The sequence below is a fragment of the Enterococcus sp. E5-37 genome, assembly GCF_035726925.1.
In the GTDB taxonomy this organism is placed as follows: domain Bacteria; phylum Bacillota; class Bacilli; order Lactobacillales; family Enterococcaceae; genus Enterococcus_B; species Enterococcus_B faecium.
In genome coordinates, this window is the sequence record NZ_JAPMLG010000010.1 from 27,946 (window position 1) to 41,366 (window position 13,421).

12 protein-coding genes and 1 pseudogene are annotated in these 13,421 nt (G+C 38.6%); 11 read left to right on the forward strand and 2 right to left on the reverse strand.

Annotated elements, in window-relative coordinates; genetic code table 11:
• Positions 1 to 180 precede the first annotated feature (180 nt).
• The 7 genes and pseudogenes from OS138_RS09305 (at position 181) to OS138_RS09335 (ending at position 7,554) form a co-directional block, all read left to right on the forward strand.
• Positions 181 to 927, forward strand: coding sequence for a metal ABC transporter ATP-binding protein (locus tag OS138_RS09305; protein WP_325070044.1), 747 nt, complete (start codon positions 181 to 183; stop codon positions 925 to 927).
• Complete coding sequence (locus OS138_RS09310) at positions 924 to 1,763, forward strand: metal ABC transporter permease (protein WP_002286845.1); 840 nt, start codon at positions 924 to 926, stop codon at positions 1,761 to 1,763. The genes OS138_RS09305 and OS138_RS09310 overlap by 4 nt, the downstream gene beginning before the upstream one ends.
• Complete coding sequence (locus OS138_RS09315) at positions 1,764 to 2,714, forward strand: metal ABC transporter substrate-binding protein (RefSeq protein ID WP_325070045.1); 951 nt, start codon at positions 1,764 to 1,766, stop codon at positions 2,712 to 2,714.
• 135 nt (positions 2,715 to 2,849) lie between these two features.
• Positions 2,850 to 3,602, forward strand: coding sequence for a hypothetical protein (locus tag OS138_RS09320; protein WP_002286840.1), 753 nt, complete (start codon positions 2,850 to 2,852; stop codon positions 3,600 to 3,602).
• Positions 3,603 to 3,620: 18 nt separating this feature from the next.
• On the forward strand, positions 3,621 to 4,772 hold the full coding sequence (gene queG / locus OS138_RS09325; RefSeq protein WP_325070046.1) for a tRNA epoxyqueuosine(34) reductase QueG: 1,152 nt from the start codon (positions 3,621 to 3,623) through the stop codon (positions 4,770 to 4,772).
• Between the two features lie 383 nt (positions 4,773 to 5,155).
• Complete coding sequence (locus OS138_RS09330) at positions 5,156 to 5,749, forward strand: LysM peptidoglycan-binding domain-containing protein (RefSeq protein ID WP_325070047.1); 594 nt, start codon at positions 5,156 to 5,158, stop codon at positions 5,747 to 5,749.
• Positions 5,750 to 5,917: 168 nt separating this feature from the next.
• Positions 5,918 to 7,554: pseudogene (locus tag OS138_RS09335) on the forward strand (phosphoenolpyruvate carboxykinase (ATP)).
• Between the two features lie 71 nt (positions 7,555 to 7,625).
• Here the strand turns inward: OS138_RS09335 and OS138_RS09340 are convergent.
• Both OS138_RS09340 and OS138_RS09345 read right to left on the reverse strand, forming a co-directional pair.
• Positions 7,626 to 8,738 carry an NAD(P)/FAD-dependent oxidoreductase gene (locus OS138_RS09340; RefSeq protein WP_002286834.1) on the reverse strand — a complete coding sequence of 371 codons (1,113 nt, stop codon included), beginning with the start codon at positions 8,736 to 8,738 and terminating at the stop codon, positions 7,626 to 7,628.
• 74 nt (positions 8,739 to 8,812) lie between these two features.
• Positions 8,813 to 10,186, reverse strand: coding sequence for an MFS transporter (locus tag OS138_RS09345; protein ID WP_086324487.1), 1,374 nt, complete (start codon positions 10,184 to 10,186; stop codon positions 8,813 to 8,815).
• A gap of 220 nt (positions 10,187 to 10,406) precedes the next feature.
• Here OS138_RS09345 and OS138_RS09350 point away from each other — a divergent pair, with 220 nt between their 5' ends.
• The 4 genes from OS138_RS09350 to OS138_RS09365 all read left to right on the forward strand — a co-directional run bounded on the left by OS138_RS09350 (position 10,407) and on the right by OS138_RS09365 (position 13,398).
• Entirely contained in the window at positions 10,407 to 11,024 is a 618-nt protein-coding gene (locus tag OS138_RS09350) for a GyrI-like domain-containing protein (RefSeq protein ID WP_325070050.1), read from the forward strand.
• Between the two features lie 97 nt (positions 11,025 to 11,121).
• Entirely contained in the window at positions 11,122 to 11,577 is a 456-nt protein-coding gene (argR, locus tag OS138_RS09355; RefSeq protein ID WP_002286829.1) for an arginine repressor, read from the forward strand.
• A gap of 17 nt (positions 11,578 to 11,594) precedes the next feature.
• Positions 11,595 to 13,097: a phosphomannomutase/phosphoglucomutase gene (locus OS138_RS09360; protein ID WP_325070051.1), complete on the forward strand. Its 1,503-nt coding sequence runs from the start codon at positions 11,595 to 11,597 to the stop codon at positions 13,095 to 13,097.
• A 94-nt stretch (positions 13,098 to 13,191) separates the two neighbouring features.
• Positions 13,192 to 13,398, forward strand: a complete 207-nt coding sequence (locus OS138_RS09365; protein WP_002293677.1) for a hypothetical protein — start codon at positions 13,192 to 13,194, stop codon at positions 13,396 to 13,398.
• Positions 13,399 to 13,421 lie beyond the last annotated feature (23 nt).

Below are 13,421 nucleotides of genomic sequence, written 5' to 3' on the forward strand. Positions count from 1 at the left end.
ATGTTTTTCATTATTAGGTTAGCCTTATTGAACTCTTGATGTGATTCTACAGAAAATTTTCATAAAATGCGAGGAAAATTCGAAAAAAACTTTTTCATCATTCTACTTGAAAATGCTTTCCATTTTAGTTAAACTATATTTAAATAAAAAGTTAGGTAAACCTAAAAAGGAGTGTAAGATTTGGAACGTACGGCCATTGTAATTCAAGACCTTTCAGCCGCTTATCAAGGGAAAACTGTTTTGAAAACTATCAACTTGACGATAAATCCACAAAAAATTACCGGTATTATCGGACCAAACGGTGCAGGAAAATCAACATTTATGAAATCTTTGCTAGAGTTGATACCAGCTACTACTGGTAAAGTCACCTTTTCTGGACAGCCGGTAAACTCAGTCCGTAAAAAAATAGCCTACGTGGAACAGCGAAGTGAATTGGATCTTTCCTTTCCAATTGATGTATTAGGCGTTGTACTTTTAGGAACATATCCATCTTTACGAATTGGACAAAGACCTGGGAAAAAAGAAAAAGAACGTGCAAGACAAGCTTTGAAAAAAGTAGGGATGGAAGAATATGCCAAAAGACAGATTAGCGAACTATCGGGTGGACAGCTTCAGAGAGTTTTTATTGCAAGAGCTCTAGCCCAAGGAGCAGAATGGATCTTTTTAGATGAACCATTCGTAGGGATTGATGCGTTAAGTGAACGAAAGATCTTTGACATCTTGCAAGAATTGAAGAATTCAGGAAAAACGATTTTGATCGTCCATCATGATCTTCATAAAGTAGAAGAATATTTCGATGAGGTTATTCTTTTAAATAAACAGCTGATCGCTACCGGTCCAGTACAAGAAGTCTTTACATCGAAGAACCTTCAATTAGCCTATGGTGAGATCATCAGACATTTAGTAAAAGGAGGAGAGAAAAAATGATCCAATCCTTTATTGATGGATTGATGAATTATCAATTCCTGCAATACGCTTTGGTCACTTCCATGCTTGTAGGACTTGCTTCTGGAGTCATCGGTTCTTTTATTATTTTACGAGGGATGTCTTTGATGGGAGACGCTATCTCTCACGCAGTTCTTCCAGGTGTAGCCATTTCTTATATGTTTGGTTTTAGTTACATCTTTGGAGCCACTGCTTTTGGGATGCTAACAGCAGCAGTGATTGGTTTCGTGACTCAGCGGAGCCGATTGAAAAATGATACAGCGATTGGAATTGTCTTTAGCTCCTTTTTTGCATTAGGGATCATTTTGATTTCATATGCCCAGAGTGCGACAGATTTGTATCATATTTTATTTGGGAATGTCTTAGCTGTTAGGGAAAGCGATTTGTTGCTGACAGCACTCGTTAGTGGAATCGTCTTGATATTTGTCTTTTTCTTTTATAAAGAATTGAAGATCACATCGTTCGATCCGACAATGGCAAAAGCTTATGGGCTGAACACATCGCTGATCCATTATCTTTTGATGTTCTTTTTGACATTAGTGGCTGTAGTCAGTTTACAGACAGTAGGAACAATTTTGGTGATTGCCATGTTGATCACACCAGCCGCCACGGCTTACTTGCTAACGAACCATTTACTGAAAATGATCATTACAGCTGCAGGAATCGGTATGCTAAGTGCCGTTGTCGGTGTATTTTTCAGTTATAGTTACAATTGGCCATCAGGAGCTACGATCGTGTTAGCATGTACCGCATTTTTTATCCTTGCTTTTTTATTTTCTCCAACAAAAGGAATTTTATTTCAGAAAGGAAGCAGATAGATGAAAACAAAAAAATCACTCTTTTTAATTTTGGCAGTTAGTTTCTTGGTATTAGCCGGTTGCGGAAAGCAGGCTTCTGACCAAGCGCATGAAGGAAGTAAAGAAAAGTTGTCAGTCGTGGCAACCAATTCGATCTTGGCAGACATGGCAAAAGAGGTCGGAAGAGATCAAATAGATATCCACAGTATCGTACCAGTCGGAACAGATCCGCATGAATATGAAGTACTACCAGAAGACATCAAAAAGGCAAGCGATGCAGATGTTATTTTATACAACGGTTTGAATCTTGAAACAGGTAACAGCTGGTTCGATAACTTGATGGAAACGGCTAAAAAAGAAGAAGGAAAAGATTATTTTGCAGTTAGCAAAAATGTTGAACCTCTTTATTTAACTAGCGGTGAAGAAAATACAAAAGCAGATCCCCATGCTTGGCTAGACCTATCTAACGGAATAAAATATGTGGAGGAAATCGCACGTATATTCTCTGAAAAAGATGCAGAAAATGCGACACTCTATAAAAAAAATGCAGAAGCATATGTGGAAAAACTAAAAGAATTAGATACACAAGCGAAGGAAAGTTTTGCTTCTATCGAAGAGAACAAAAAATTATTAGTAACAAGTGAAGGGGCATTCAAGTATTTCTCACGAGCTTATGATTTGCCAGCAGCTTATATATGGGAGATCAATACAGAAAGTCAAGGTACGCCTGATCAAATGAAAGCGATCATTGATCAGATAAGAGCAAAAGAAGTACCGGTTTTATTCGTGGAAACCAGTGTAGACTCAAGAAGCATGGAACGGGTAGCAAAAGAAACGGGTTTGAAAATCTATGATAAACTGTTCACTGATTCCATAGCAAAAGAAGGAGAACAAGGAGATTCTTACTATCAGATGATGAAATGGAATATTGAAACGATCCATGAAGGTTTGTCACAAACAAAAGAAAGCTGAAAAGTGCAAGGTCTAGCTTGAGGAGCAGGCCTTGCATTTTTTATAAGAGATATGAAAAAAATTATGCTGTTTTTCGGCGTACAGATACCTTTTTTGAAGAAATTCCGTTATAGTTAGAGTAAGGAAGGTGTGGCTATGAATTTTACACGTAAAGATAAATATACGATTAAAGAAGAAGTCTTTCGATTGATCAGCCAGCAAGAAAATACCGACAAGGATCAAGACCTTCAATTTCTTGAAGCAGAATTAGCTAAATTATTCATAGCAAATCAAAATGAGACAACAGAACCAGATGAAGAGCTGTACATAGGCAAATGGTTGTTTGATGAATTTCAGCCTTTAGATGAAAATACCGGTATCGGTTATTTTGTGTTCCTTTCTCCAGTCGGCTTCACACCTGGCGTATTAGTTAAACAAAACGACGAAATAACCGTCAAAGCATGGCCTGCATTATTTTCAGTCATCAAAGCAGAAGGAGTAATCAAAAAGATCCAGTCGGCCTATTATAAAAGTCAATTTATTGCCAACAGCAAATTAATGAATATGTTTTATAATCGTCTAGTAGAAATTGCCAGGCCTGGGAAAATCCCGCAAACATTCACGTACACACAGCAAAAAAATCTCTATGAAGAAGTATTGTATTCCCGCGATCTGTCTGAGTTTTCGCCATGGGAAGAGGTAAGGCTCCATGAACTGTTAAGTACAAAACCAGTTTCATTGAATTTTTTTAATGCATTAGATAACAAAAGAAAATTAATTTCAACAAATTATTGGGAAGTATTTGCTGCAAGAAAAAAATGGATGGAAGAAAAGAAGATTGCCGATCAGCAGATCCAGTTTGTCCAGCTGAAAAAAGAAAAACTATATTATGGGTTATACAGCCGTTAACAGCAAGCGAGGAAGACCATGACATTAAAAGAAGAAATCATACAAGAAAGCAAACGATTAGGAATTGACAAAATCGGGTTCACCACGGCGGAGCCTTTTGATTCATTAAAAGAATCGTTGGAAGAACAAAAAGCAGCTGGCCATACTTCTGGCTTTGAACATCCAAATATCGATGAGCGTCTTTATCCAGAAATGACATTTGATCAGCCGAAATCGATCATTTCCATTGCACTTGCGTATCCTACTAGGATCCATGAAGAAGTGCCTAGGGATGAAAAACGCGGACAGTTTGCTCGTGCTTCTTGGGGGATCGATTACCATGATATACTCAGAGACCGTTTGAACCGATTGATCGAATTCATCCAAACAAGAGCAGAAAAATGGCAAAAAGAAGAGGAATGGCGTCTAGCTCCGCAAGTAGATACTGGAGAACTGATCGATGTCGCTGTAGCACAGCGAGCTGGTTTAGGATTTATTGGACGAAACGGATTGTTGATCACTGAAGAGTTTGGTTCATTTGTCTATCTTGGTGAGATCGTTACTAATATTGTATTTGAGCCTGATAAACCAGGAGAATTTGGTTGCGGTGACTGTATGCGCTGCGTGACTGCTTGTCCGACAAAAGCATTGCTTGGTGATGGAAGAATGAATGCCCAGCGATGTTTATCTTATCAAACGCAGACAAAAGGGATGATGCCGGAAGAATATCGTAAAAAAATGCGAAATGTCATTTATGGATGTGATATCTGCCAGTTAGTCTGCCCTTACAATCAAGGAAAAGATTTTCATTTTCATGAAGAGATGGAACCAAAAGTAGACGAAGTATATCCAAAATTAAAGCTGATGCTTTCGATGTCTAATAAAGACTTCAAACAGCAATTTGGGCATTTAGCTGGTTCATGGCGTGGGAAGAAACCTTTGCAGAGAAACGCATTGATTGCTTTAGCTAATCTAGGTGATCGAACGGCATTGCCTGAGATTTCAGAATGTTTAATAGATGTCCGCCCTGTCATCAGAGGAACAGCAGCTTGGGCTATTGGACGTCTAGGAACAAAAGAACCGGAAAAATGGCTTGATGTATTAGATGAAATATTAGCTAAAGAAACAGAAGAAGTCGTTATAAACGAATTGGAACATGCCCAGAAATTATTGCGGAGAAAGTTAAAATAAAAAAATAGTTAACATTATTCAAAGTTTTTGTCCAGTAATTGTTGTAACAATTACTGGTTTTTTTGTATTTTTTACATTTTTTTAAGAGAATTTGATAAAAATCAAAAATTTTTTTGCTTTTTTTTATGGATTATTGCAGTGAATGTTACAGAATCTGCGTTTTTCATTCAAAAATAAAAAAACATAGAAAAACGATTACTTTGCTTATACAACAAGGCTTTTATGGTTTTGTATCAAAAAAATATTTGTTTAAATGTTACAAATATTAAATAATTCGTCATTTTGTCATTAAATGTCATGATTCTTTTACCTATGAAATATTTCTAAATGATAAAGTTAATAGCGTCGAAAGAATAAAAAACGGAGAAAAAAAGGAGTTTAATATGAATTCATTTAAGAAAATTGTTTTAGGTACAACTTTTGCTGCTGGTGCTACTGCAATGTTTGTAGGAACTACAAATGCTCACGCTGATGAAGTTTATACAGTAAAATCAGGTGATTCATTATCTAAGATCTCACAAAAATTTGCAGGAGACAACTCAATGATCGATGCAATTGCTGAAAAAAATTCGATCGCAAACATCAACCGCATTTATGTTGGTGAACAATTAACAATCCCAACTTCAAATGATTCTTCAGCAACAACAGAAAATACAGCATCTACAACTGAAACAGCAACGCAAGAACATACATACGTTGCACCTGTTGAAACAGTTGAAGTAGCTCCTGCTGCCCCAGCTGCTACAACAGCGCCAACTTCAAGCTCTGCAAAAGAATGGATCGCACAAAAAGAATCAGGCGGTTCATACACAGCTACTAACGGACGTTACATCGGCCGTTATCAATTAGATGCTTCATACTTAAACGGCGACTATTCAGCTGCCAATCAAGAACGTGTAGCAGAACAATATGTAACATCTCGTTATGGTTCATGGGATGCTGCTAAAACATTCTGGTTAGCAAACGGCTGGTACTAAGCCGATAAAAGGAAAATGATGAAACCGAGAAACTTGTTTATTCAAGTTCTCGGTTTTTTTTGTGTGAAAAATAACTCGTTTGCTTCCCACAGCGCAGCAGTACAAATAAAAACTCGAATAATGTATAATAAAGGAAACGTTTTTTTGTTTAGGGAATGAGGAGGAGCCATGAGTACAAAAGAGAGTCTCGAATTAGACGAAATCACAAGTGGAAATCCACTGTTATCCAGTATTCGATCGATTGTTGAAACGGCATTTTACGGTAATAATGTTCAAGAAGTTTTTGACAGGAAGACAGCTTATCAACTAGCAAAAGGGAGTCCAGGAACGATCATCACAGATTTAACAATCTCACATGCTGAAGAACTAGATTTACCAGCTGATGTCAGGACACTAGTATTCAATGATGGAAGCATTGTGGGAAGAACAGCAAGTGCTCGGCGGATCTTTGAGGACTTAGACAAGGAACAAAGCAAATATGAGAAAATTTTAAGAGAAGCTGTGTATCAAAGTCGCAAGCGCCAGTTTTACCATACAAAAGTAATCGTTGGCCTATCTGAAGAATTTTCTGTGCAAAGTCATTTGCTGATTCCAGAAGGATTTGAGAACAATCTGTATTCTTATTTGCTGAATTTTCAGCCAGCGAATTCGAAGATCTTAGAGACTTATCAAAAGTCTGTTTCCTTTGATGAGGGAGATCTTTATATCTTTTGTGATCCCGAGTGGACACATGAAACATTTCCCAATGGACTCATCTTGTTTGATGCTCTCCATAATACAGCGGCTGTGCTAGGATTACGTTACTTTGGAGAATTAAAAAAAGCGACTTTGACGCTTGCTTGGGCATTGGGAAATCGCAATGGCTTTATTGCCTGCCACGGTGGGATGAAACAATATGCTAGTAATGACCAGACCTATACGATGGCTGTATTTGGATTGTCCGGTTCTGGAAAATCAACGATCACCTTAGCAAAACATACGGAAGGTCACTCTGTTACGATCTTGCATGACGATGCTTTCGTTATTTCTCGAAAAAATGGTTTTGCTACTGCCTTGGAACCTTCTTACTTTGATAAAACACAAGACTATCCGTCTGATGATCCGGCCATTTCTTCTTTCCTTACTTGTCAGAATGTGGGCGTGACATGTACAAGTAAAGGAGAAAAAGTCCTAGTAACAGGAGATATACGAAACGGAAATGGCGGACAGTCAAATCACGTTATGCGACACCCGACCGAGTCGATCATCTTAGCGAAAAGATCGATGCTGTTTTTTGGATCATGAAAGATGATTCGCTTCCGCCAATTATCAAGATCAATGACCCAGTTTTAGCAGCGTCTTTTGGTGCAACATTAGCAACAAAACGATCAGACGCGGAAAATATCACTACAAAAAGACAGCTAGATGAGCTAGTCATTGAACCATTTGCTAATCCTTTCCGTGTCTATCCTCTTAGGGAAGACTATCAAGCTTTTCGAGAGTTGTTTTTGAAACAGCAAACAGCCTGCTATGTCCTGAATACTGGATATTTCGATGATAAAAAAATCAAACCTGAAACGACATTGTCAATCGTTGAAAGAATCGTGCAACAAACGGCAGAATTCAAGTCGTTTGGTCCATTTGAAGAGATCCACTATTTACCTATACCAGATTTTCCTGTTTCTTTTGAGGATACGTCCTATAAAAATCTGGTGAAACAACGACTTGATATTCGTTTACGATTCATTGAAGCTCAGATAGGAAAAGATCTCTTGCCAGATGAAGCAAAAGAAAGTTTGGAGAATTTGATTCAGAAATTGAACTAAAATAACAGCTTTTTCAAGAAGTAATCCATGCGCAATATCGCTCGGGATCCTTACTTGAAAAAGCTGTTTTTCTATGATGGATTTTTCGTAATATAGGTGGAGATGTCCTTTTGATAATCTTCCGTAGGCCAATGACCAGTATTTAAGAAGTTGGCTAATAGATAGCCGATATAAGGACCTGTGGTCAAGCCAGAAGAGCCTAGACCGCTAGCAGCCAGTAAGCTTGGATCATCTGGCAGTACGCCGAAAAATGGGGAAAAATCTGACGTATAAGCACGGGTACCTACACGGAACTCGTATGGCCAGTTTTTTATCTGATCTGGATCAGTCAAGAACTGTTCTGTACTCTTAGTCAATCCCTTATAAGCTTCGCTAGTAGGAGCCAAATCCCAGCCTTGATCGTTTTCATGGGTAGCACCTAAAAGGATCTTTCCATCCATGAAAGGAATGAAATCAGCTTCTCCGTCAAGCATAGCAACAGGCCAGTCTTGACTCATCTTATAAGATGTCTGAAATGCTAAGAGCTGCCCTTTTTGCGGACGTATATCTGCAGCATAGCCTAATTCTTGTAATAAAGGCTTAAGTGCCGGGCCAGGTGTCAAAATTACACGATCAGCTGTGTATTCTCCAAACGGTCCCTTGATGAGCCAAGAATCGCTCTTCTTATGCAAAGTGACTTTTGCCTGGATCTGCTCCATTTGTTTTTGTGCTAAACGCTGACCAAGATGTTCTAAATATGCTTTTCCATCCAGACGACCACCACCACTGATACGCAGTGAAACTGCTGGTTTCAATAACGGAAGTGCTTGAGATGTTTGTTCAGGTGAAAGCCATTCGATGTTTCCAATTTCTGGCGCTTCTTCTTTTCGTTTCTCGGCAAGAACAGCCAATTCAGCTAAATCTTTTTCAGGTCGAAGCAAAAGTGTCCCTGATTGTGCGTAAATCGTTTGATCAAGTTGGAAATCTTTTATAAGTTTAGGGAAAAAAGCAGCGCCGTCTTTAGCCAGACGATACCATTGTTTGTTTCTGCGTTTCGACAACCAAGGGGAGATAATCCCAGCGCTAGCTTTAGTTGCCTGTCCTGTCCCTTCATCAAATAAAGCAACATTGAATTTTGATGTATCTAAGTAACTGGCTAGGGTCATACCAATGATCCCGCCACCGATAATGGCAATTTTTTCCATAAAAAAGCCTCCTTTTACAAACAACCATTTTCACACAAAAAAACGGCAGATGCAACACCTGCCGTATATGGAATCTACGCTTTTTTAGCAAAGAACAGATAATAGGCGAATCGAGCAAAGCTTACGAGAAGCAACAGCAACAAGACGCCTAATGCTGCTTTTGATCCTAATGTAGTAGACACTTCATAGTTATGGGAAGTATGATGCTGGACGTAATTGATAATGACCGCTACTAATGAAGTAGCCACAGCGCCAGAAAACTGCTGCAAGGTATTGAACATTGCGTTCCCGTCTCCTTGTAGTTCTTCATTCAGTGCATTCATTCCGGTGGTCATCATATTGCTGTAAGATAATCCGATACCGATCATATAAAACACATGACAAGCAATCAATACACCCACTGAAGCGTGTCCTATGAGTAGGAATAATGCTAGCCAACCAATCAAAGAAAGAATCAGTCCAGCAAAAATTGGCTTCTTCGGACCATATTGATCCAGCATTTTCCCGGAAAAAGGAGAAAGCAAAGCACCAACCGCTGCGCCGGGAAGCATCGCTAATCCAGCGACAAAAGGACTACTTCCTTGAACGATCTGAAGGAAATTCGGCAAGACAAAAGATACACCAAGTAATAAAAACTGATAAACTAAGAAGCCAATCAAAAACAAGCGGAATGTTTTATTTGAAAGAATAGACAGTCGGATCAGCGGATGCTCCACTTTTTTACTTCGATAGTAAAAAAGGAACCAGCCAATACCGCCGATGATTAAAGCAATCCAGCTGGAAACTGTTCCCAACGTACTCAAAAATGTTAGACTTCCACTAAAAAAAAGACAAATTCCTAAAACGCTTATCCAATCCAAATAACCACTTTTTTGTACTGCCATCTCGGGAATAGCAAACCAGCCGATAATCAAAGAAAGAATCAAAACGGGCACAAGAAACAGGAAGATATGATTCCATGTAAAATGTGAAGTCATAATGCCTCCATAAGTGGGACCAATTGCTGGAGCAATGGCCGTTGTCAAAGTACCGACACCCATCATCGCGCCTCGTCGATTGAGGGGGGCAAATGTCAAGATAATATGGAACATCAACGGAAGAGCGATACCTGTCGCTGCACCTTGGAGCAATCGACCAAACAATAGGACCATGAAGGTAGGAGAGAAGAAATCGATCATTATACCTGCCAAGAAAAGCAGATTTGAAGCTAAAAAGAGTTTTTTGAGACTAAAATTGCGATTCAAATAAGTAGACAGCGGAACAATGATCGAAATCATCAAAAGATAAATCGTTGTTACCCATTGGACTTGTGCAGTCGTTAAATCAAACTGTCTGATAAGAGTTGGGAAAGTTACATTCATGGCCGTCTCGATCAATACGCCCGCAAAAGACATCATCCCTGTTGCAATTACTGCAGGTACTAAAAGCAGCTGTTTTTGTTTTGTCATTTACATCACCTCTAAAAAATTTCGTAAAAAAAGAGAGTGATTTCTATTATAAAAATAGAAACCGCCTCTCTCTCGACACGCCGAAACGTGTTATCTGTACGATTTATTTACTTAACTTATTCTAGCACAAACTGAAAAATAGTGTCAACACGATTAGCCAAGTCACTCAAAAAGAGGTATGATAATAAATAACTAAATGGAATTTCGCGGAGGAAGAAAAATGGAAAAAATTGAATGGCGTAAAGACAAGAGCTATAGTATGAAAAAAAGCCCGCAAATACTAGAGGTTCCTAAAAAACCATTCTTTAGAATCAGAGGGATCGGCGACCCGAATCAGGAAGACTTTAAACGAAGAGTAGCCTGTCTATATGCAGTCAGCTATGCAATACGCATGTCGCCTAAAAAAAATTGGCTGATTCCTGATTATCAGATGTATACTGTCTATCCACTGGAAGGACAATGGGGACTGCAAGAAAAGTATTTGCATGAACCAGTGATGAAAAAAGAACATTTTTCTTATCAATTGATGATCCGACAGCCTGACTTTGTTACAGAAGCGATAGCACAAGAAGCCATTCAGCGTTCTAGCAAACTTCCGGAAGACTTGAAAGAACAAGTAGTATTCAAAAAGATGGAAGAAGGTCTTTGTGCCCAAATCTTACACGTCGGGCCCTATGACGAAGAACCAGCAACGTTTGAGAAATTAGAAGCATTCATCGCAAAAGAAGGCTATGAAAGAGCTTCTAAAGAACACAAAGAGATTTACATCAGCGATCCAAGAAAATCAGCACCTGAAAAAATGAAGACGATTTTGCGTGTTAAAATAGAAAAAGGTTAGCAACCTGAATGAAAACAAAAAATAAAAGTAAAAAATACCAAAATATGAAGAAATATTACTTATCTTTTGCTATAATCAACATTGAGAGGTGTCTAATATGAAAAAGAAACAGCGACAAGCACTGATCCGCCAGATCATTACAGAACAACCTATTGGGACACAGGAAGAGCTGCTTGCGCGGCTGCATGAAGCAGGCGCCGATGTGACTCAAGCAACGATTTCTCGAGACATTCGAGAAATGAAGTTAGTAAAAAGTCAAAATGAAAACAAAATAGTACGCTATACATTATTTAACCAGCCATCTGTTTCTTTAAATGAAGAACGTTTGCGTACAGCAATTAGACGCGAGGTTTTGCGTATCCAGTCTGTTCAGTTCATGGTCATCGTATTGACTGAACGAAATGGTGCCGATGTGGTAACGAATTGGCTAGATGAAGTGGCTTACCCTGAAGTTGTCGGAACGATGGCCGGTGTAGATACATTCATTATTATTTGCCGCTCAGAAGAAGAAGCACAGCGATTTGCAGAAAAGCTGGAAAAAATGAGGGAATAAATGAGGAGGACTTTTATATGAAAGATATGAAAGCGCTACAAAATGGATCGGATATTCGAGGAATCGCATTACCAGTTGAAGGATATGAAGTAAACTTGACGACAGACATGGTAAAAAAGATCGGCTGGGGACTAGCAAACTGGATAAAGAAAAAGAAGAAGTCAACCAATCCAAATAAAAAATGGACGATTGGGATTGGTCATGACAGTAGGATAAGCGGACCAGCACTGAAAGAGGCGTTGATCCAAAGTCTGAAAGAACAAGGGATACATGTCATCGATTTCGAATTAGCTACTACGCCTGCTATGTTTATGTCCACTCAATTTGAACAGTTCTCGTGCGATGCTGCGGTTATGCTGACTGCTAGCCATCTTCCCTATTATTATAATGGAATAAAATTCTTTACCTCAGAAGGAGGAGCAGAAAAAGAAGATATTGCTTTTATCCTATCACAGCAGCAAAAAATAAAAAGCGAACAAACTGGAAGCGTAGAAAAAGCAGACCTTTTGACACCTTATGCGCAAGATTTAGTCACAAAAATTAAAAAGGGGATTGGAACACTAGAAAGCAAACCACTAAATGGTTGGAAAATCATTGTTGATGCCGGAAATGGTGCTGGTGGATTCTTTGCTGAAAAAGTATTGAATAGCTTAGGTGCGGATTCAACAGGTTCCCAATTTTTGGAACCAGATGGCCGATTTCCTAATCATATCCCAAATCCTGATAATAAAGAAGCGATGGAAAGTATCAAGCAGGCTGTTTTAGCAAATGAAGCAGATCTTGGGATCATTTTCGATACAGATGTGGATCGTTCTGCAGTTGTCAGTGCTTCTGGAACAGTGATCAATCGAAATAATTTGATCGCAGTATTAAGTACAATCGTATTAAAAGAGCATCCAGGAACAAGAATCGTGACGAATTCCCCTACTTCTTCTCATCTACAAAGATTCATTGAAGAAAAAGGAGGCATCCAAGTTCGTTATATTTCCGGCTATCGAAATGTAATCAATAAAGCATTAGAACTTAACCGTCTTGGGAAAGATACACAGCTAGCCATCGAAACAAGCGGACACGCTGCATTCAAGGAAAACTATTTTCTGGATGATGGTGCATATGTCATCGCAAAGATCCTGATGCTTTTGCCAGAATTAAAAAGAAAAGGTATCACATTAGATGAACAAATCAAAGAGTTGAAACAGCCCGTAGAAGTACAAGAAATCCGATTAAAATTGTTCAGCGATGAACCACGCGAACAAGGAAACAAGATATTAGAAGAAATGAAGCGACTGTTGGAAGAAGAAAAAGGGATGAACTTCGACCCGGAAAATGAAGAAGGTATTCGATATGATCTAGAAGAGCCATACGGAAACGGCTGGTTTTTGATCCGTTTAAGCTTACATGAGCCGTTACTAGTATTACAGATAGAAAATGATGAATTCGGAAAGAATAAGTTGGCGTTAGTAAAATTAGCAAAATTATTCGGACATTTTTCTGATCTTGAATCATTAACAGCAGAATAAACCAGTCTTTTTGAAAGGCTAGTTGCTTGGACGGCAAAAAAAGTGGTATGGTTAAATCGAGTGCTGGTAGGGAGACCAGCAAAAGGAGGAAAAAATGGTAACGAATATGGTTATTTTTTTAACAGTATTGGTTTATGGGGTCAACTTTCTGGTATATATGTATCTTAAAATCAATCATATAAAAGATTATGTAGAAAAGATTGCTATTTATTTTGGAACAAATATGACGCTGTTGTTCACGAGTAGTATTTTTTTGTTTTTTGGAAAAATAGTAGAAGACGGCATTCTGGTATTCGAATAAGCAGAATTTTTGTAGAAAGCGCC